The sequence below is a fragment of the Lysinibacillus antri genome (assembly GCF_003977595.1).
GTDB lineage: Bacteria > Bacillota > Bacilli > Bacillales_A > Planococcaceae > Ureibacillus > Ureibacillus antri.
The window spans coordinates 40,576-61,564 of record NZ_RYYR01000019.1 but is presented as its reverse complement, the minus strand read 5'-3'; the positions used below and the strand labels follow the sequence as shown (position 1 = coordinate 61,564).

Annotated in this window: 22 protein-coding genes, 1 pseudogene and 1 riboswitch; of the genes and pseudogenes, 17 read left to right on the top strand and 6 right to left on the bottom strand. The window is 35.6% G+C overall.

Annotated elements, in window-relative coordinates:
• The first annotated feature begins 298 nt into the window (after positions 1-298).
• The 6 genes and pseudogenes from EK386_RS13710 (at position 299) to thiW (ending at position 4,309) form a co-directional block, all read left to right on the top strand.
• On the top strand, positions 299-991 hold the full coding sequence (locus tag EK386_RS13710; RefSeq protein WP_126659741.1) for an AIM24 family protein: 693 nt from the start codon (positions 299-301) through the stop codon (positions 989-991).
• Between the two features lie 56 nt (positions 992-1,047).
• A pseudogene (locus EK386_RS20840) lies at positions 1,048-1,173 on the top strand (helix-hairpin-helix domain-containing protein); the annotation flags it as partial.
• Positions 1,174-1,283: 110 nt separating this feature from the next.
• On the top strand, positions 1,284-2,099 hold the full coding sequence (locus EK386_RS13705) for an undecaprenyl-diphosphate phosphatase (RefSeq protein ID WP_126659740.1): 816 nt from the start codon (positions 1,284-1,286) through the stop codon (positions 2,097-2,099).
• A 69-nt stretch (positions 2,100-2,168) separates the two neighbouring features.
• Positions 2,169-2,675, top strand: a complete 507-nt coding sequence (locus EK386_RS13700; protein ID WP_126659739.1) for a GNAT family N-acetyltransferase — start codon at positions 2,169-2,171, stop codon at positions 2,673-2,675.
• Positions 2,676-2,872: 197 nt separating this feature from the next.
• On the top strand, positions 2,873-3,550 hold the full coding sequence (locus tag EK386_RS13695) for a DUF554 domain-containing protein (RefSeq protein WP_126659738.1): 678 nt from the start codon (positions 2,873-2,875) through the stop codon (positions 3,548-3,550).
• Between the two features lie 52 nt (positions 3,551-3,602).
• Positions 3,603-3,691: riboswitch (TPP riboswitch) on the top strand.
• A 123-nt stretch (positions 3,692-3,814) separates the two neighbouring features.
• Positions 3,815-4,309 carry an energy coupling factor transporter S component ThiW gene (gene thiW / locus EK386_RS13690; RefSeq protein ID WP_126659737.1) on the top strand — a complete coding sequence of 165 codons (495 nt, stop codon included), beginning with the start codon at positions 3,815-3,817 and terminating at the stop codon, positions 4,307-4,309.
• Between the two features lie 44 nt (positions 4,310-4,353).
• Here thiW and EK386_RS13685 read toward each other — a convergent pair whose 3' ends face one another.
• A complete protein-coding gene (locus EK386_RS13685; protein WP_126659736.1) occupies positions 4,354-5,358 on the bottom strand; it encodes a nucleoid-associated protein in 1,005 nt (334 codons plus the stop codon).
• A 168-nt stretch (positions 5,359-5,526) separates the two neighbouring features.
• Here EK386_RS13685 and EK386_RS13680 point away from each other — a divergent pair, with 168 nt between their 5' ends.
• Positions 5,527-5,805: a hypothetical protein gene (locus EK386_RS13680; protein ID WP_126659735.1), complete on the top strand. Its 279-nt coding sequence runs from the start codon at positions 5,527-5,529 to the stop codon at positions 5,803-5,805.
• Positions 5,806-5,824: 19 nt separating this feature from the next.
• On the opposite strand, the gene EK386_RS13675 is transcribed toward EK386_RS13680, so the two are convergent.
• Entirely contained in the window at positions 5,825-6,130 is a 306-nt protein-coding gene (locus EK386_RS13675) for a monooxygenase (protein ID WP_126659734.1), read from the bottom strand.
• A 17-nt stretch (positions 6,131-6,147) separates the two neighbouring features.
• The gene (locus EK386_RS13670; protein ID WP_246027672.1) at positions 6,148-7,074 is read right to left on the bottom strand and encodes a DsbA family protein; all 927 of its coding nucleotides are present in this window, start codon (positions 7,072-7,074) and stop codon (positions 6,148-6,150) included.
• Between the two features lie 154 nt (positions 7,075-7,228).
• Here EK386_RS13670 and EK386_RS13665 point away from each other — a divergent pair, with 154 nt between their 5' ends.
• The 10 genes from EK386_RS13665 to cyoE all read left to right on the top strand — a co-directional run bounded on the left by EK386_RS13665 (position 7,229) and on the right by cyoE (position 16,908).
• On the top strand, positions 7,229-7,783 hold the full coding sequence (locus EK386_RS13665; RefSeq protein ID WP_126659733.1) for a TetR/AcrR family transcriptional regulator: 555 nt from the start codon (positions 7,229-7,231) through the stop codon (positions 7,781-7,783).
• Between the two features lie 48 nt (positions 7,784-7,831).
• Positions 7,832-8,731 (top strand): TIGR01777 family oxidoreductase, encoded by a 900-nt coding sequence (locus EK386_RS13660; protein ID WP_126659732.1) that lies wholly within the window; start codon positions 7,832-7,834, stop codon positions 8,729-8,731.
• A gap of 276 nt (positions 8,732-9,007) precedes the next feature.
• Positions 9,008-9,484, top strand: coding sequence for a nucleoside deaminase (locus EK386_RS13655; protein ID WP_126659760.1), 477 nt, complete (start codon positions 9,008-9,010; stop codon positions 9,482-9,484).
• An 83-nt stretch (positions 9,485-9,567) separates the two neighbouring features.
• The gene (locus EK386_RS13650; RefSeq protein ID WP_126659731.1) at positions 9,568-10,038 is read left to right on the top strand and encodes a peptide-methionine (S)-S-oxide reductase; all 471 of its coding nucleotides are present in this window, start codon (positions 9,568-9,570) and stop codon (positions 10,036-10,038) included.
• Positions 10,039-10,236: 198 nt separating this feature from the next.
• Entirely contained in the window at positions 10,237-11,109 is an 873-nt protein-coding gene (locus EK386_RS13645) for a YitT family protein (protein ID WP_126659730.1), read from the top strand.
• 242 nt (positions 11,110-11,351) lie between these two features.
• A complete protein-coding gene (locus tag EK386_RS13640) occupies positions 11,352-11,810 on the top strand; it encodes a hypothetical protein (RefSeq protein WP_126659729.1) in 459 nt (152 codons plus the stop codon).
• A gap of 231 nt (positions 11,811-12,041) precedes the next feature.
• On the top strand, positions 12,042-14,159 hold the full coding sequence (locus EK386_RS13635) for a sensor domain-containing protein (protein WP_246027671.1): 2,118 nt from the start codon (positions 12,042-12,044) through the stop codon (positions 14,157-14,159).
• A gap of 88 nt (positions 14,160-14,247) precedes the next feature.
• Entirely contained in the window at positions 14,248-14,613 is a 366-nt protein-coding gene (locus EK386_RS13630) for a VOC family protein (protein WP_126659727.1), read from the top strand.
• A gap of 247 nt (positions 14,614-14,860) precedes the next feature.
• A complete protein-coding gene (locus EK386_RS13625; protein WP_246027670.1) occupies positions 14,861-15,922 on the top strand; it encodes an AbrB family transcriptional regulator in 1,062 nt (353 codons plus the stop codon).
• 101 nt (positions 15,923-16,023) lie between these two features.
• Positions 16,024-16,908 carry a heme o synthase gene (gene cyoE, locus EK386_RS13620; protein ID WP_126659726.1) on the top strand — a complete coding sequence of 295 codons (885 nt, stop codon included), beginning with the start codon at positions 16,024-16,026 and terminating at the stop codon, positions 16,906-16,908.
• 524 nt (positions 16,909-17,432) lie between these two features.
• Here cyoE and EK386_RS13615 read toward each other — a convergent pair.
• The 3 genes from EK386_RS13615 to EK386_RS13605 all read right to left on the bottom strand — a co-directional run bounded on the left by EK386_RS13615 (position 17,433) and on the right by EK386_RS13605 (position 20,922).
• Positions 17,433-18,875 carry a tetratricopeptide repeat-containing diguanylate cyclase gene (locus EK386_RS13615; protein WP_126659725.1) on the bottom strand — a complete coding sequence of 481 codons (1,443 nt, stop codon included), beginning with the start codon at positions 18,873-18,875 and terminating at the stop codon, positions 17,433-17,435.
• Positions 18,876-19,139: 264 nt separating this feature from the next.
• Positions 19,140-19,391, bottom strand: a complete 252-nt coding sequence (locus EK386_RS13610; protein ID WP_126659724.1) for a hypothetical protein — start codon at positions 19,389-19,391, stop codon at positions 19,140-19,142.
• Between the two features lie 148 nt (positions 19,392-19,539).
• Positions 19,540-20,922 carry a dipeptidase gene (locus tag EK386_RS13605; protein WP_126659723.1) on the bottom strand — a complete coding sequence of 461 codons (1,383 nt, stop codon included), beginning with the start codon at positions 20,920-20,922 and terminating at the stop codon, positions 19,540-19,542.
• Positions 20,923-20,989 lie beyond the last annotated feature (67 nt).

Here is a 20,989-nt window from a genome sequence, read left to right as displayed (position 1 = left end):
GCATTTTTTGTTTGGAGGATTAATTCCGAACAAATCTTCAAACTCCCATATTTCCATTATTTATGAAACCTCCCACTAGTATAAACGTATACATTAGGTAAAGGATATGTGAGGATATACAAGTAAATGAACCATTATAGATATCGTAACAAACACTTTCATTACCTGTAACTATTTCAGCAGCTATTCAAAAAGAAATTTATGTGAAAGACTGGATTCGACGTATAATAGCGTATTAAAAAAATATTGTATTAAAGAACATTCTTTACTGTTTCACTATTTTAAAGGGGTGTGTTGGATGAATAAATATTCAATTGAGGAATTTATAAAAAACACAGAGCAAGTGGATAAGGGACAAGGCTTTTTTGAATTAGAAACACCACGAATTTTAGAAGTGAATTTGGACGGACTTGTTTGGTCAAAGGCAGGTGCCATGATCGCTTATGACGGCAAAATTAAGTTTGAGCGTGAAGGTGTATTAGAACATGGACTTGGGGCAATGTTTAAAAAGGCGTTGACAGGTGAAGGCGCCTCCTTAATGAAAGCGAATGGTCAAGGGAAATTATATTTGGCGGACAGTGGGAAAAAAATCATTATTCTGCATCTACAAAACGAAGCGATTTATGTTAATGGTAACGACCTATTAGCATTCGAACCATCTATCAAACACAATATTAAGCTGATGAGAAAAGTGGCGGGAATGATGGCGGGTGGTTTATTTAATGTACGTTGTGAAGGGACTGGGATGGTAGCGATTACCTCACATTATGAACCACTTACATTACGCGTAACGCCAGGAAAACCAGTGATTACAGATCCTAATGCTACGGTCGCATGGTCAGGCAATCTTCAGCCGGAATTTCAAACGGATGTGTCTTTTAAAACGTTCATTGGACGAGGCAGTGGAGAATCCATTCAAATGCGATTTGAAGGTGATGGCTTTGTCATTGTTCAACCATATGAAGAAGTGTACATGCAAGCACAAAGTTAATAGGGATTGAAATGGAGCGATTGTAAAAGGTCGCTTCTTTTTGTTTTAATGAAAAAATGAAATCACAAAAAACATTAAGAATATGTGATAGCAGTCATAAATACTATAAAAGTAGTGATTGTCCAACTTGCCCGACTTGTGAAAGTGAACGTACACCTAAAAATGCATTTCTAGCCCTTCTGCACTAGTAGCAGAAGGGCTAGTGTTTGAAAGTAGGTAGGAATCAGCCTTTTGGAAACTTTTTCTATCGACGAATCGTTATAGATAAACAAATATTTATAGGGAGGTTTATATGGGAGAAGTAGATATTATTTTGTTGATCAAAATGATTATAATTGGGCTTGTACAAGGCTTTACAGAACCAATTCCCGTATCTTCAAGTGGACACGTAATGATTGCAAGTGAAATCTTAGGGGTAGGTGAACAAGGATTTACTTTTGCCATTTTAACAAATACCGCTTCACTTTTTGCGATTCTTTTTATTTATAGAAAAGATATTGTTAGGCTTGCAAATAATTCAATACAGTATTTGAAAACAAAAAATCGTCGCTATCAAAGTGATTTTCGCTTTGTTTGTTTTATTGTAATTGGGACGATTCCAGCAGGTGTTCTTGGTGTATTACTAAATGATTTTATCGCTGAAAATGTAAGTATGACAACGATTGCTGCTATGTTATTTGTTACAGGGATCGCTTTATGGCTAATACGTGATATGAAAGGTTATAAAGATGAGCGTGATGTTAAAACAAAGGATGCATTGATTGTTGGTTTAGGGCAGGCCGTTGCGTTAACACCTGGAATTAGTCGTTCAGGTGCTACAATTATTTCTGCGATTGCTGTCGGAATGAAACAAGATACCGCACTTCGTTTTTCATTCATGTTATATATTCCGGTGAGCCTTGGTGGAGTCGTACTAGGATTTTCGGATTTCTTGAATGAACCAAATAAAGCTGACTTAGCTATTCCTTATTTAGCGGCATTTATGGCTACACTTGTAATGACCTCTTTTGCAATGAAGTGGTTTATGGGGATTATGAAAAATGGAAAGTTAGTTTACTTTACATATTACTGCTTCATCGTAGGAATATTCCTTCTTATTTTCTTTTAAATGCCCTATTGTATTTCCTTGTTAGAACATTTAACATGGATATAAACTTTAATAAGGGTGTGTGTTTATATGTCACATAATATTACATTCAGAGATGCTACATTAGAGGATTTACCTACAATTGTTGAAATCTATAACTCAACGATTGCGAGTAGAATGGTTACAGCGGATACGGAACCTGTAACAGTCGAGGCTCGCTTAAAATGGTTTCACGAACATGCACCTTCAAAAAGACCTTTATGGGTTGTAGAAATGGATAATACGATTTGTGGCTGGGTAAGTCTCCAATCGTTTTATGGGCGACCTGCTTATGATGCAACGGCTGAAATCAGTATTTATATTGATGAAAACTTTAGAGGACATGGCCTTGGGAAAAAGATTTTAGCAGAAGTAATTGAATTAACGCCGAATTACGGGGTCGATACATTACTTGGATTCATCTTTGCACACAATGAACCAAGTCTACGTCTATTTGAGAAATTTGGCTTTGAAAAGTGGGCTCACCTCCCTGAAGTGGCAACTTTAGATGGGGTAAAACGAGATTTAATTATATTAGGGAAAAAAGTAATTGAATAATTAGTTTTGCCGGCGTATCTACTTAAGGGTGGGGCGCTTTTTTTAGTTATGGCGGGATTTTCCTTAGTTTTGGCGGAATTATCCAATCTTTTGACGGGATTTCCCCTCAGTTTGGCGGAATTATGAAAAAACTTGGCGGAATAAAAATTTAAATCCTGTAAAATGTTATACAAAGCGTAACATTGGAGGGAAATTACATGATAGGCACGATTGTAAATACAATTGCAATCTTAGTTGGCAGCGCTATAGGAAGCATCTTGAAAAAAGGGATAAAGGAAGAATATCAATCTGCATTATTTACTGCCATGGGTTTTGCATCTCTTGCTCTAGGTGCTAATGCAGTTGTTCAAAATATGTCCAATAGTTTGTATCCGGTATTATTTATTGCCAGTTTAGCAATTGGTGGTTTAGTTGGGACGATCATTGATATTGATGCCAAATTTAATAATATGGTCAATCGTTTTTCGAAATCTAATTTGAGTAAAGGGTTGTCCACCGCGATTTTATTATTTTGTATTGGAACCTTATCCATATTAGGTCCAGTCGAAAGTGCGCTCTATAACAATCATACATATTTATTTACCAATGCTACATTGGATTTTGTCACGTCCATGGCATTAGCAGCTACATATGGTTTTGGGATTGCTTTTGCAGCGGTTGTGTTATGTATTTGGCAATCTTCCATATATTTAAGCGCTCAATATATAGAGCCCTTTTTAACGGATGCTTTAATGACTGAAGTATCTATAGTGGGGGGGATTTTAATCTTAAGCGCGGGTCTATCCATTTTAGGTATTAAAGATAGTAAATCGCTAAATATGTTACCTGCATTATTTGTCCCAGTGCTCTGGTTTATTGGACTAGCGTTGTTTTAATAAAAGGGCTTGTAAACTTTTTGTAGGATGTTAAAATAAAACCAATTCAATAGCTAAACACTAGGGGCGCCATTTGGCTGAGAAGTACCCTTTGAACCTGATTTAGTTCGTACTAACGTAGGGAAGTGTACAATGATTTTTTCATTCAATCATTTTGCCATTTCCCCTGTTTACATGTTTATGTGAATAGGGTTTTTTCTTTGAATGAGTATCATTATGCCGAATTAGGTGAAGTGATTTAGCAAAATGGAAAGGATGAAAGAAATGAATAAAACTAGAAAACTAACGTACACGGCGATTATTGCAGCCATTACGACTGCATGTAGCACACTGGTGTATATTCCATTAGGATTTGCAAAAGCATTTCCTATTCAGCATTTAGCTAATGTGGTTTCTGCTGTATTACTCGGTCCTGCTTATGCCGTATTACAAGCGTTCTTGACATCAACTATGCGAAATCTATTAGGAACAGGTAGTTTATTTGCTTATCCAGGAAGTATGATAGGGGCACTACTGGCAAGCATCCTTTATGCAAAAACGAAAAATCTGGAGCTGACGGCAACCGGAGAAGTGATCGGGACTGGGATTCTAGGAGCCATGGCAACTTATCCTATTGGTGTGTTATTTTTAGGGCAAGAGGCGAGTCTTTTCGGCTTAATTCCGGCCTTTGTCGCAAGTTCCTTTGTCGGTGCAATCCTTGCCTATGTCGTACTTAAAGTATTAGTTCGCAATAAAGCGATTGATCAAGTTTTAAACTAACAAAAATCCCACAGCTCTTTGTCTGGAGTTGTGGGATTAGAGTTTTATTCTTCTTCTTGGAAATAGATTTTGTAAAACTTACGATTGGTTGCTTCATCAAAACCAACTTCTATCAGTTCATCAACTTGCTCAATATCACGCACGTTAACTTGAATTTCGATATTGGAATCGAGTTTAATTTTACGTTTGTACGTTTTTTCCACTTTCTCAATAGCACTTTCTGAAATAACCGTTTCATAAGGCTTTACCGTGTTCACGATAATATCCTTTTGCACGGAATCGGCCTGATTAAATACAGAATCAATGTATTCATTTACTTGGAATTCTTCTTCCGTTCGAAAATAATCAAGGGTTTTGTTTAAATATCCTAGCTTCTCCGTATTTGAAAAGGTCTCTTCTTTTAAAATATATTTTTTTACCTCAGTTAACGCGAGATTCGTTTTATGATAATGTTCATCGGCAACACGGATTTTTAAGAAACGCTCTTGCCAGTAAATCACATCTTCTTTTCGCTTCGTTTTAATAAAGACTGCAGGGGGCTCATCTTGTCCCATATCCACAATGACGGCCATGTTATTAAGTTTTTTCACATTAATACCGTCGATGCCATTAACAATCATTTTATTTTGATCGTTTTTTACATCTAAAAATATTTCTTTCTCATCAATTTTGACGATGGCTAGCACTTTTTTAGGCGCATTATTAAGTAGGCAATTTTCAAATAACCCAATAAATAGTTCTCCAGCTTTAATGTTTGGATGCTGGGAGGCACTGTGTAAGTGAGTAGCGATATGTTTCGATTGCTCTAGGAAGTTACTTTCAGAGTCAAAGATTGATTTTACATATGTATAGATTTCATTTAAGCCAAGATTGGATTCGTGGAAAAATTCGTATTGTTGGTCCCACTCAATTTTGTGAAAGGCTAATTGAGTAAAGGCCGCTTCGAGCATCACTTCTGGTTGAGTAAATGCTTCTTCTCCTAGCACTAACTGATCACTAACATGATGAACGACATACTGAGCTAATTTACTATCGGTTACTTCTAGCATAATCTTCTCCTTTGAATCATTCGTTATAGATAATCTACCTTATCATAACCTTTATCTATTTTCATATAGTAATTATTGTATGACCATGAAATTTAAGAAGGAAATTTGATATTTTTGTAGAATTTTATTTGGGCATAACACAATTTAATGACAGAAAGAGGAAACTTCATGTCGGTTAGTTTTTCAGAAATTATTATGCTTCTAATCTTTGTTGGTGGACCAATTTTATATCCGCTGCTAAAGAAAAAATGGGCGTGGTGTCTTACAGTACTATTAGGATATGTCCTTTATGGGTTATGGGGGTTTTATCTTCACGCCACGTCAGATATTACGGAATATGGAACCGGATATGGGATGTTTATTATTCCATATATCATCGTCATTACGATAATCGGCAAGTTTTTACAAAGGGCAAGCGAAAAAACAGAAAAAAGCGAGAAGCAATAGTTTGCTTACTCGCTTTAAATTATTGTATAGGACCTTTTGTAATTTCGGATAGTTTCTCATTTATGGCAAACACTTTTCCGTTAACACCCGTAATACCAAAGCCAGCTAAACGTTCTGTATGCATTTTAATATAGTTTTCAGCAGCTTCCTTTGTTTGAAACAGATAAATTCCGCCTGCTTCCTTTGTTTCCACGTTCTCTGTACAAATTTTCCAAATGAACCCTTCTTCTTCATTAATGCTTTGCGCTAAATCTGAGAAAGCCTCGGTCATTTCATCTCCAAAAGGGCCATCCATTTTAAAATCAACTTGTAATAAGTATGCCATTGTTGTTCTCCCTCAATTTAGATTTTTGTAATATAAGATTCCCCGAGGAGTTCTTTTATATCATAGCTATTTTGTAAAAGTTCCTTTTCAATAAATGTGTTGATGCTAGATTGTTCAGTATCGTACATGACTTCAATTTCTTTTGAAAATAAAAATTTCTCTTGATCGAACAATTGGGAAAGGGCAGGTAGTTGTGTTGGTTGTAGTTCTTCCGTATTCAGAACTTGTTTAAGAGCATCGATATACGATTCTAACGGACGGCTTCCTACGATTTTAACGCCTTTATTTTCTTCATTAATCATGACAATGGAAGGAAAACCTCTAACACCAAGCTTTCTCATAAGACTAAAATCTTCTTCTAATAATTGTTGACTACTTTGTGTATCTGCTTCATTAACAATTGTACCACCATCAAGACCTAGTTTAGTAACGATATCGGTTAAAACAGCTTTGTCCGAAATGTTTTTATTAAATGCAAAAAGAGCTTCGCGTGCGCGGCGTAAAAATTCATACGCTAACTCTTCGTTATGATTTTTTTGAATCACTTTAAATACACGAGAAGGAGGGTAAGATGATTGAACAGGATTGTTAATCATAAGTGATCCATCAATTGGCATGCGAGAATATTCGCCAACTTCTCTCCAGTGCCCCGCAACATCAGCAGGACCAAAAATGCCGTTTGCAGGATCTACTGGCCCGTCACCCCATTTTTCTAATAAACCACCCATTACAACATGAACGTTAAAATAATGACCATACTGCACTTTGAATCGACGAAGTACAGGTTCAAGTGCCCAACAATGCGAGCAGATAGGATCCGTTACATAATAAAGTTCAATTGTTTTCTTTGGCTGATTAAAATCGATAATCTCCATTTCTTCTTCACCCGCAACACCACAAATACCCGTTTCTAAATCACACATCATATTATTTTTGTTTGTCATTGTTTTCCCTCCAATTGATATGTCTAAAAACCATCTATTTGCTTTACAATTAAATTTTAGAACATAATGAAAATTAGCAACACCAATAGATTTTTAGATTTGTTGTTTATCCAACACATGTGTGAAATTGTTGAAAAAGTAGGAGGGCCTTGTCATGACACAATCAAAAACGGATCCCCGAATTCTTCGTACGCGTAAATTAATTATGGATGCTTTTATTGAGCTTTCAGGTAAAAAGGAATTTAAAGAAATTACGGTAAAGGATATTACAACAGAAGCAACAGTTAATCGCGCGACATTCTATTATCATTTTGAAGATATATATGATCTATTAGAAAAGGTACTATCTGAAGTATTGATGATTAATTTGTCAGGAGATAATTTTGAAGATACTGATTTAAATGAAGAAACGCTGATTCGTATTTTTACGGCCATTACGAACTTTCAAATCTCTTTATCCAACCGATGCCATAGAGGGTACGAGGATACCATTGCGCGTATCATTCGCGAACAGCTTGAGGTGATCTTTTACAAATTATTAGTAAAACAAAAGGGAACGAAAGAGACGCAGGCATTAAAAATGACTGCCATCATTTTAAGTTGGGGCATGTATGGTGCCTCTGTAGAATGGCGTAGAAATGGGAAAGAAGTATCTCCAGAAGAATATATTAAATCTGCTATACCTTACTTATTGTCTGGGGTTATTTAAGAGCTGGGTATTTTAATAGTAAATAGGCTAAAGAAGGGGTGTATTCGTATGAGAATCGTAATAGCAGGGGGTACTGGTTTTATTGGTGAGAGGTTAACGGATGTACTTATTGAGAAGGGGCATGAGGTAATTATTTTAACGCGAAAGGAAAAGCAACCATCAGCAAACAAATCCTATGTTGTTTGGCTTCGAGAGGGGGCAACACCAGAAAAAGAATTGGGAAAGGTTGATCTCATCATTAATCTTGCAGGTGTATCCATAAATGATGGTAGATGGACCCCAAAACACCAGAAACAGATTTATGAAAGTCGAATGATTGCGACAGATGAGTTAGTAAGAATCGTTAAATCGCTAACTAATAAACCATCAGTGCTTATAAATGCAAGTGCAATTGGCATCTATCCAGCCTCTTTAACTGTGACCTATACGGAAAATTCACATGAAGTTGCAACGGATTTTTTAGCACGAACGGTTAAAAATTGGGAGGCAAAAGCACAACAAGTAGAACAATATGGTATTCGTACAGCGTTTATGAGGTTTGGTGTTGTCCTTGGAAATGAAGGTGGGGCATTACCTCTTATGGTGTTACCGTATAAACTTTTTGTAGGTGGAACGGTGGGCGCAGGAAATCAGTGGGTGTCGTGGGTTCACGTAACGGATGTCGTAAGGGCAATTGTTTTTGCGATTGAAAATCCTCATCTGAACGGTCCAGTGAATGTAACAGCACCTCATCCAGTAACGATGAAGGAATTTGGAAAAACAATTGGAACGGTATTAAAACGTCCACATTGGTTACCTGTCCCGTCTTTTGCGATGAAATTAGCATTAGGAGAAAAAAGCCAGCTTGTGTTAGAAGGGCAACAAGTTTTACCTAACAAATTACTAAGTGAAGGATTTGAATTTGCATATCCTGAACTTCGATTAGCGCTAGAAGATCTGTTAAAATAATTCAATTGTGGCTTTAAAATAAAGTTGCATCGTTTTGAAAAAGAGGAACTGTTGATTGATAATTTGCTGCTTTTTAAGACTTTTGAATATCCCCATATGAAAAAGACCTTCCTTGAACAGAATAGAATTTAGATTAATAGATTTAATTAGCAGGAGCGTGAAAGGTGTATGTCATTCTACTTTGATACCTGCTACTCCATTTGCTTTAAAGTATAAAATAGGACATCTTACAGAATGGTGATGCAAAAAATAAAAAAGGACGAGGAGGATTTAAATATGATAAGTAATACAGATTTGAAGCACTTGCGACGTTGTGTTGAATTAGCAAAAATTGCTCTAGAGAAAGGTGACGAGCCATTTGGTTCAGTACTTGTTTCAGCCGATGGAGAGGTGCTTTTTGAAGATCATAATCACGTGGCAGGCGGTGACCATACTCAACACCCGGAATTTGCTATAGCGCGATGGGCAGCTAATAACATGGTACCTGAAGAAAGAAGCAAGGCGACAGTATATACCTCTGGGGAACATTGCCCTATGTGTGCTGCGGCTCACGGTTGGGTTGGTTTAGGTCGGATCGTTTATGCAAGTTCATCTGAACAGTTGGTACAATGGTTAGTTGAATTGGGTGTTGCTCCGTCGCGTGTTCGGAATCTGTCTATTCAAGATGTTATTAGTGATACCACAGTAGATGGCCCTGTTCCTAAACTAGCGGAGGAAGTTGGTCAACTCCACCGTCAGTTTTACGCAAGATGACAAGACCATTTTGTATCAAAGATTTATAGTCGTTCCCATTCTGGGGTTGTTGGACTGATTTGCTGCATAAGGGGGAGAATAATATGGAAATAGTATATTTTGCTGGTGGATGTTTATGGGGAGTACAAGCTTTTATAAAAACTTTACCTGGAGTTACGTTTACAGAAGCAGGAAGAGCTAATGGAACAAGTCACACACTGGAGGGTGATTATGATGGTTACGCCGAATGTGTAAAAACAGGATTTGATCCAACGGTGGTAACGATCAGAGAATTAATGGGGTATTTTTTTGAAATAATTGATCCATACAGTTTGAATAAACAAGGACAGGATGTTGGTGAGAAATATAGAACAGGAGTATATAGTGAAAAGCAAGAACACTTAAAAGAAGCGAAGGCATTTATTAGTGAGAGAAATGATTATGACCTTATAGTTGTTGAAGTATTACCTCTTACAAACTATGTAAGAAGTGCAGAAGAGCATCAAGATAGGTTAGCTAGATGTCCAAATGATTATTGTCATATCCCAGAAGCAATATTAAATAGATATAAGTAATATTAAGCAAACAGACGCGTTTTCAGAAATTAAATATAGTTCAAACAAAAAAGGTGGTAATCGATAAAGATTATCACTTTTTTTGCCATATGGTTTTTCAAATAAGAAATATAGGAATATAATTAAAAATAGCTATAAAAATAGATGTAAAAAAATTACATAATGCTGTTGAAACTAGATTGAAACGGGGAAAGAAAAATGAGTCCAGTCACAAAGCAAAAAACGAGTATAGCTAAAATCACTTCCAAAGCTATTTTAATTATTCTTGGGGGATTAATCGCAGCCTATGGATTAGAAGCGGTCTTAATTCCAAACCAAGTATCGGATGGTGGGGTTACCGGTCTAAGTATCGTAGGTTCAAAATTATTTAGTTTACCACTAGGTGTTCTAATCGCCATCTTAAACATCCCTTTCATTTGGCTAGGTTATAAACAAATTGGTAAAAGCTTTGCAATTTTTTCAGTTCTAGGGATTGCTTCATTAGCAGTTGGAACTGTTATCATGCACCATATTCCAATTATTGTTGAAGGGGACACGTTATTAGTAACCGTTGTTGGTGGGATTATCCTAGGTTTTGGTATGGGGTTAGCTTTACGTAACGGTGGAGCATTAGACGGAATTGATATGTTAGCCGTCTTACTTTCGAAAAAACTACCATTTGGAACAAGTGATTTAATTTTATTTTTAAATTTATTTGTCTTCATCATTGTTTCTACTGTATTTGGTCTTCAAGGTGCCTTTCTTTCAGGAATTGCCTACTTCATTGCCTCTAAAGTAATTCATATCGTAGAAGAAGGTTTAAGTGGATCTAAAACCTTTAAAATTATCACAAAAGAATCTGATGTTATGATGGAAACAATTCGCGATCGCCTAGGTCGTACTTCTACATATAAAAATGCATATGGTGGTTACTCCAATGAAGAGTTTAAAGAAGTGACTTGTGTCATTAATCGTTTAGAAGAAAGTAAAATGAAAGAAATTATTTCTGAAATTGATCCACATGCCTTTATTACAGTTTATGATGTTGCAGAAGTGAAGGGTGGAAGTTTCAGAAAGAAAGATATTCACTAAGTTATACACATCTCTTGTTTATTTAAGCAAGAGATGTTTTTTATTTGAAAACACTCGAATAGAATTGAATTATTTCTAAGAAGCTAATACTGGAAAATTGTGTAACGTAAATGCTCCCGCTAAAAATACAGTGGGAGTTTATTGATGTTCATTCTAAGAAACTCTATTCCATGCATGAATCCTCGAACAGAAAGATATCATGAAGTATCGTGAGGTAAACATGTAGGATTGGAGTGGATGGCGTGCGAGTATTATGTGTACTGCTTATTCTGTTCATGCCCCTTCTCTTGGCTTCCTGTAATTCAAAAGAGAATAATACCGCAAATTTTAAAGAAGAAGATATAAAAATTCAATTAAAGCAGCAATTTAACAATGAGTATTTCGTAGGTTATGTAATCGAAGTGAAAAATAAATCTGAACGGACTATTTCTTATTTAAATATGTATGTTAATCTACCTATTTTGACGAAGGAAGGTTCAAAAGAAAATAGTTTTGTTCTCGTTGGCACGCCTCACAAGGAAGGGAATCATTTAGAAAGTGGCGGAAAACTTGAATATACCTTTGAAGGATTTGTTGAAGTATTGGATCTAAACAAAATTGATGTGAAATCCCCTATTGTGAAATTTACGGGCTATGTTGAAGGAGAAGTTCCATTTACACTATCACATAGGCTTGAAACAACTAAGGTAAAAAAGAAGTGAATATATAAATAGCTGTTTTAACTTTTAAATGATGGAAAGTTACAAAATATCACAAAAATAGATAAATGAAACACTTATATATTCCTAAATGATGAATAGGTAATATGCTCTACAATTCAATATCCTTTGTTTGTTCACAACTATTTACCTAATATTGAAGGAAATTTGGTAAAATTAATAATATCAAATAAAATGACATGATTATGAATGTACGTTAAGGAGTTAACGGTCATGAAAACGATGAAAAAAATGATTGATGAACTAAATATTGAAGAAATTAAAGACCAGTTAAAAGAACTTTTGGATATAGAATACGCATTAGATAAATCCTCTATTATCGGTATTACAGATCAAAGAGGGGTCATTACCTATGTAAATGATTTATTTTGTGAATTGTCTCAGTACTCACGAGAAGAGTTAATTGGTCAAAATCATAATCTTCTAAACTCCGGTTACCATTCAAAACAGTTTTTTAAAGACATGTGGAAGACAATCGGGAACGGGAGAATATGGAAAGGTGAAATTAAAAACAAACGAAAAGATGGCGTTGATTATTGGGTTCACGCCACGATCGTCCCTTTTTTGAATGAAAAGGGAAAACCTTACCAGTATATTTCGATTCGAACAGATATTACAAAAGAAAAAGAATTAGAGGAACAGGTCATTCGGAGCAATGAAAAATACCGTCTAATTGCTGAAAATACGGTTAATCTCATTGCCTTAATGAAGGAAGGTGGCTCCCTTGAGTACGCTTCGCCATCATTTGAAACTGTATTGAGCCATAATTTAATAGAATTAGAAAAAGGCAATTTATTTGATCTGATTCACCATGACGATATTCTTTTTTTAAAACATGACTTGGAATACTTTTTAGAACAAGGTGAACAAAGTTTTGATAGCGAATATCGTTTGCGTAACTCTAAAGGGGATTACATTTATGTTGAAGCAGTCTTTAGTAAGACAAAAAATCATATAGAAAATTCATCAAAAGAACTTATTTTAGTAGTAATGAAGGATATAACAGGTAAAAGAGAAATCGAGAAAAAAATCTTTCATTTAGCATATCATGATAGCTTAACAGGCTTCCCAAATCGTCGTTCATTTATGAGTCATCTTCGAAATGAAATGTTAGACCGGAAAAAATCAAAATATAACATGTCTATACTTTTTATGGACTTAGATAACTTTAAAAATGTGAATGATCAATTAGGACATGATGTAGGAGATATGGTTCTAAAAAAAGCGGCAGAAAATATTCAAAAAATCATTCGTCCAACAGACATTGCGGGTCGTATGGGTGGCGATGAATTTATTGTGATGTTACGTGACGTGAAATATGACAATGAGACAGAATATATCGTTAAACAAATATTGCAAAGCTTCCAATCACCGATTCAAGTGGAGGGCCAAGACTATTTTGTAACGTGTAGTATTGGTGTTGCGAATTTTCCTGAACATGGTGATTCACCTGAGGAGCTTATTAAAAATGCAGATAATGCACTAGCTCATGTGAAAAGTGGCATGAAAAACGATTATCTAATTTTTAATAAAACAATTGAAACGCAATCAATCGAGCGTCGACTTTTAGAAAGTGCGATGAGAACAGCGATTAAAGAGGATCAATTTTATATAGAATACCAACCTAAAATTAATATTGAAACGAAGCGGGTAATTGGAATGGAAGCTCTAGTCAGATGGAATCATCCAGATCTGGGGACAATTTCGCCTGGTAAGTTTATTCCACTAGCAGAAGAAACTGGTTTAATTATCCCATTAGGTGAGTGGATTCTAAAAGAAAGTTGTACTCAAACAAAAAAATGGCATGATGCTGGCTACAATCCTTTAACTGTATCGGTCAATGTATCTGTCCGTCAGTTAGAAGATCCATTTTTTATCGATAAAGTAAGAACAATTGTCCAGGAATCAGGCCTTGATCCTACATGGTTAGAAGTTGAAGTAACCGAAAGTATTTTTGCCGACGTAAAAAATACAGTAGCCATTTTAAATGAAATCCGCAATCTAGGTATTCAAATTTCTGTGGATGATTTTGGTACCGGCTATAGTTCGCTTAGTTATATTAAAAACTTGCCAATTGATATTTTAAAAGTAGACCAATCTTTTATAAAAGATATTCACCAAAATGAAGAAAGTAATGCAATTGTGCAGGCGATCTTAAAAATTGCTGATTCAATTGGTTTACAAGTAATTGCTGAAGGAATCGAACTACAAGAACATGTGGAGAAATTATCTATTAATGGTTGTAAATTTGGACAAGGGTATTTCTTTAGCCGTCCATTAAAGGTAAATGCATTTGAAGAATTCATGGAAAGCATGCTTGTCATTTCTTAATAATATTTGCTTATATTAAATTATTGTTTAATGATTATGGACAATTGGCAAAATAAATACGATGAAAAAGAAACGTTGGAGGTTCTATATGAAAAGTGCAGCTCCTTATATCTTTGTAGACAATTGTCTTGAAGTGATGTCCTTTTATCGTAATTTATTTGGCGGAGAAATGATGAATATACAAGAAAGTGAAGATGGCAAGTGTTTGCATGCTGAATTAACGGTTGGACAAAGTGTTATCCATTTTTCAGATACTTTTGGAGAAACGAAACTAGGTGACAATATACGAATTGCTTTAGAATGTGAAAGTGAAGAAGAAATTCAAAGAGTGTATACTTCGTTGATTGTGGATGGCAATATTATCTATGAATTGCACGATACATCATGGGGTGCTTTACATGCCAATGTGATTGATCAATTTGGAATTGGATGGCTACTTAGTTATCAAAGGTAAGCTGGGTGCTAAAAATCACAAGAAGAATTAAAAAAATATTAAAAGAAAAAGTATAATTGCACCTATATTGTACAAATTAATAATAGACAGAAAAACGCAACACTAATCCTCACAACCCTCTTTCAAAAACCGATTTCCTCGCCATAGGGAAGTCGGTTTTTACTATTTCTCCTTTCTTTTTGAAGCAATACTAAAAAATTATGATAACCTAGTAAAAAATGTATCTGTTAGAAAGGAGGGTTTCGTGTTGAAATTTAAATCGATGGGATTGGTTGCGCTTATTAGTTTTATAGGTGCATATATTTTTGAATTGTCCGGCATGCCAGTTCCATGGATGCTTGGCTCATTGTTTGCCGTCCTCATAAGTCAATTTTTTATCCACTATGAATTATATTGGTCCATGAAATTACGCAACTTTGGACTTGTTGTTGTTGGAATATCAATCGGGCTTTCATTTCAGTTTGATCTATTAGCAAAAATGGGATGGTTACTAGTTTTTATGTTTTTACTTAATGTTGTACTTGTCATCATTAGTATAGTGATGGCTTTCGGGGTTCAACGGATTGGAAATTTACCATTAAAAACAGCATTAACCTGTACAATTCCGGGTGGATTAGCTCAAATTGTTGTATTTGCAGAGGAAGAGAAAGATATTAATCTTGCCATTGTGACCTATTTTCATGTAGTTCGTGTCATTAGCATTGTCTTCCTTGTCCCATTTTTTCTTTCGGGTCATGTAATTCAAACACAAGGGGGCACCGCCTTTACGATTGAGGGGATACTGCCGCTTGCCTTGTTGATTACTGCCGCATTAGGTTCGGCTAAAATTGGAAAGATAATTAAGCTACCGGTTCCATTCTTTTTATCACCGGTCCTGTTTGTCATTATCCTTAAGCTATTTTCTATTGAAGTACCTGAATTACCAACGCCCCTACTTCATGCCGCGCAATTATGTATGGGTGCATATATTGGTCTTCTATTAAAACCAGATATGATTAAACTAGGAAAACGGGTATTGTTTTTAGGAATTGGGAGTGCATTATTATTACTTACCATCACGTTTGGGCAAGGGGTAGTGCTTACACAGTTTTTACATTATTCTTTATCAACAAGCTTTTTAAGCACAGCAGCGGGTGGTCTGGATCAAATGAGTCTACTTGCTACGGCGATTGGAGCAGATGTGTCGGTAGTTACGGTATTTCAAATATTCCGTTTGCTCTTTGTGTTTTTAATCATCCTACCATTGTTAAAAGTAGCGTGTTCCTATATTGATAGAAAGGGTACAGCAGTCAATGAAAATTCACATTAACTTTTTAGAGAAGTCAATTGTTGAGAAATCCTTTCAATGGTATGATAGTGTATAGTGTGTACCTTTTGGGTAGCCTAACAATGAGGAGAATAAGACATACTATGCAAAACTACATGGATTTATGGGCAAAAACGATCAAGACGGGAATCATTAAATCAAATTTGATACCAATGATTGCCGCACTGATGCTTGCTCTATATACGTATGAACTAAGCTTTGTTGAACATATACCACATATTCTATTTGCCTTTATTGGATCTGCTCTTATAATCGGAGCAGCAGGAACGTTCAATAACCTATACGATCGCGATATTGACGCAATAATGGCACGTACAAAGTCAAGACCAACAGTAACTGGCGAGTTAAATCCGCGTATGGTTTTCGGTGTAGGGATTGTAATGCTAGTTGTAGGGCTTGCGTTCTTATACTTAACTACAGGACTTGCAGCATTTCTAGGATTTCTAGGTGTTTTCTTCTATGTTGTTCCTTATACAATATGGACAAAGCGTAAAACAATTTGGAATACAGAAGTCGGGAGTATTTCGGGTGCGATGCCTCCATTAATTGGATGGGCTGCTGTTGCGCCTGATATTTGGTACCCGGCTGCTTGGGCGCTATTTATTATCATGGTCATTTGGCAAATGCCTCATTTTTATGCCATTGCTATTCGTAAACAAGATGATTATAGCGCAGCAAATATTCCGATGTTACCAGTTGTCAAAGGAATGCGTAGAACATATCTCCAAACGAATATTTACTTAATATTATTAATGTTTACTAGCTTTTTATTTGTCCCTCTAAGCTGGGGATTAACGTGTGCTTCCCTTATTTTGGGTGGCATTTGGTTATGGATAAGCTTTGTCGGGTATCGTCAAATGGATGAGAAAAAGTGGGCAAATAAAATGTTTGTATACTCCTTAATTTATATGACCGCGGTGTTCGCAACGGTAATTATTTATGCATCTGTTGGTATATTGTTTCAATAATGATTAGAAAACTAGTCCGTCTCCTAAGTGGGATGGGCTTTTTCTTATATTTAGAGTACATTTAAGAAAAATGACCTAAAATTTTTCGAAAATGTGAACGTGTTTGTGATAATAATGTGACATCTATCGTTAGGGGATACGCGACTATTTCAGTAGATGCTATACTTAAAATATCATAAAGGGGCGAATCTTTTATGCTCCTTTATGAATGATTATTTAAATTAATAAAGTGAAAGCTTATAGAACCTTTAAAAGCTTGTTCGACAAGATATATAACCTCCCCTATGTTTATATACAAAACGCTTGAAAAGGTCATATAGAAGGAGCCGTCCAAAAAGTGATTTTGGACGGCTCCTTTGCGACGAGGATAGTGACAATTTATTGTTACTACCGCAGGAGCACAGCTTTTTAGCGATATTTTATTATTAGAAGCGTAGATGTCCAGAAAGTGTAGTGCTTTCTGGACATCCCCTTTTTCAATGGGTTTCTTATAATCTAGTAGATAGCGGGGCACTTTCGCTTTTCTAGTAACAATTATCGTTTGATAAGAAGACAATCTGATTGCGCCCTTGCTTTTTGGCTATATAAAGCGCCTGGTCCGCTACTTTAAATAGTTGAGTAAATTTTTTAACGGATGGGACACTCTCGGTACTCACTACGCCCATACTTACTGTAACTTGGATAACATCTTGTAAATGGGGGACTTTTAAGTTTGACAGTGCTATAAACAATTCTCGTGCTTTTTGTAATACGCGAGGGGGAGAGATGTTTTTTAATATTGCGACAAATTCGTCTCCACCATAACGCCCAATTAAACTATTTTGCTTATTTTCACAGATTACATTTAAACAGGTTTCCCCAACTGCCTTTATTACTTCATCCCCAACTAAGTGACCATATGAATCATTTATTACTTTAAAATGGTCGATATCTAAAACGATACAACATACTTGTGAATCAGTATGGTTTCTATCTTTTAGCCACGTATTACAAGTAGTTTCTAAATAATAGCGGTTATATACACCTGTTAATGTATCGATATTTGCACGTTTCTCGATGGCAGCCACGCTATGTTTTATGTCCAGTTCCTTAATTTTTGAGGATAAACGTAAAGCAAATAGTTTCTCTGAATAGTCTATATACCGTTTCCACATATTACATGCATTTTCAAAATCAAATATTAATTCATAAATGGAGGCGCTTTCTTTAGAGATCGACTTTAGCATCACTTGATCATTATACGATTCAAAAATGAGATAGGCTTCGTTCAATTTTAGAAGAGCAGTGCTATACTTTCTGCTTTTTTTATACAATTTTCCTAGTGCATAGTAGTAATTGCCTGTTTCATGTATGTTGCTATTTATGTAAGGGTTCGATTGAAGTGAATCAAGAATCTCTTTTGCAACTTCGATCTGCTCAAGTCCGATATAGGCGGAGGCAATGTTTATATAGATTTGACATTGTAACAATACATTACTTGGATAATGGGACTTTGCAAAGTTCATCGCAATTTGTGCGTATTTCAAGGCCGCTTCAAAATTGTTTTCAATTATTAAATAGGAACTATACGTGTTATAGCTTTCACATAAAGAATGGTACATTTCAAATTCTAATGCCAAATCGATGCATTCAAGAATTGCAGCTTTTGCTTCTTCGTAATTTTCTTCAAATTCATAAATAATGGCACTTAAATTATATAAGTAGTATTTATCACGGTCATCGCCAAATTCATCACATAGTTGTTTATATTCCAGAACATTTTCGAAAGCACTTTCTATTTGGCCTAAAGAATAATAACAACCAGCTAAATTCATATAAGCATTCATCATTGATTTTTTATCTTCAGCTTTTCCCGCACTTTCTAATAATTTATTTGCAAGTTCAATGGCCTCATTATATTTGCCATCTGAATAAAGATTAACGATGCGTGTTTCAAGATTATTTAATCGGTGCAGTTTAACATTCAATGTTGTCACCTCTATTGTCTAATGAGTATAAAATACTTTCTAATATTATGTCGTATAGGTATTATTTCTTACCTATATTATACTATGTACTAGATATGGACCTATAGGTAGAAATTTACAATTATATGGCAATTTTACTTTACCTTTTAAATAGAAGTAAACAGTTATAAATCCCTAATTTTCCCATTGAAAAAACCGATGAAAACAACTATTGTATTCATCGGTTTAATAAAAATTTTGCTTTCTTATTAAATTAAACTGAACTTAGAATGCGAAAAAAGAATAGAACCCAAATAGAAAGGATATTACCGCCAATACATGGTAGAGAAGACTAGCATTTTTATTATTTCGATTGGACTCATAAAGACCCATAGCAATAAACAAAGGACCTGTCAACATAAATGCCCAAGGAAGTAGATTAGGACTTCCTGCTACAAATGTGTAAAGAGCTATTAAAACTAGTAATAAACCTACAATCGGTTGAATTAAAAATACGATACTCCATTTAGATTCCATTTAATCACTCTCCTAAATAAATCTAGATTAGTAGTTAATAAGTGTATCAATTTCAATTCTACAAATATTTAGAAAACTCCTCTTTATTCCTAAAAAGAAATAATCTTAATATAAAAATCCCCTTCAAAATAGAAGGGGATCGAATAGGTTAAATTTTTAATTCGGATACTTCATGTAAGTAATCACTAAGTACGCGAAGTCCTTTGTCAAAGTTTTCTAAATGGAAGTGCTCGTTTGGTGCATGGAAGTTTTCGCTATTTAATCCAAAGCCCATAAGCACAACAGGTAAAGATAGAATTTCATCAAATGAAGCAACAATTGGAATGGAACCGCCGCCTCGGATAAAAGCAGTAGGAACTTGGTAGATCTTTTCGTAGGAGCGACCTGCTGCTTGAATTAAAGGGTGATCAAAAGGTGTTAAGTAAGGTGCACCTTTATCGAATTCCGAAACAGTGATGGATACCCCTTTTGGTTTGTGCTTTTCAATATGTGCTTTCAGTAATTGAACAATTTCATCTGGATCTTGATCTGGTACTAATCGACATGTAATTTTTGCACCCGCTTCAGCAGGGAGTACCGTTTTTATACCTTCTCCTGAAAACCCTCCAAATACACCATTCACTTCTAATGTAGGACGAGCCCATGTTTGTTCAAGGTAAGAGTAACCTTGCTCACCGAATAACTCATTAACCCCAACTTCTTCTTTTAATGCCTCTTCATCGAAATTTAGGTCACGATAGGCTTGGCGTTCTTCTTCAGATAATGGGCGAACTTTATCATAAAAGCCATCCACTTGAATTGTGCCATGTTCATCTCGGAAAGAAGCTAAAATTTCAGCAAGGGCATGAATCGCATTTTGCACACCACCACCATAAAGGCCGGAATGTAGATCACCTTTTGCCCCGCGCACATCAATTTGCACACCAGTTAATCCACGTAAGCCATAGCATACTGCAGGTTTTCCTGGAGCATATAAGCCTGTATCAGAAATCAGGATCAGGTCAGCAGCTAATTTCTCTTTATTGGCTTCTACATAAGCAGGGAGGTTCGGACTGCCGATTTCTTCCTCTCCTTCATAAATGAATTTTACGTTTACAGGAAGAGTACCTTCCGTCGCAAATAGTGCTTCAATCATTTTTAGGTGCATATAGACTTGTCCTTTATCATCAGAAGCCCCACGAGCAAATAGCTTATTGTCGCGGATTACAGGGTTGAAAGGTTCAGATTCCCAAAGGTGAAGGGGATCTACAGGCTGTACATCATAGTGACCATAGAACAGAATGGTTGGTTTTCCAGGTGCATGAAGCCATTCGCCGTAAACAACCGGATGTCCTTCAGTTGGATCAACCGACACGTTGTCAATGTTTAGTTTTTTAAGTTTTTCAGCAAGCCAGTTCGCTGCAGTGAGCATATCTGGTTTGTGTTCAGAAAGAGAGCTAATGCTTGGAATGCGCAAAAATTCAAATAACTCCTGTAAATGCTCATCTCGATGTTCAGAGAAATACTGATCTAACTTTTGTAAATGACTCATGTCCATCCCTCTTTTCAAAATTTTGAAGTAGCAGAAATAGTATAGCACATAGCAGCATATCGTATTG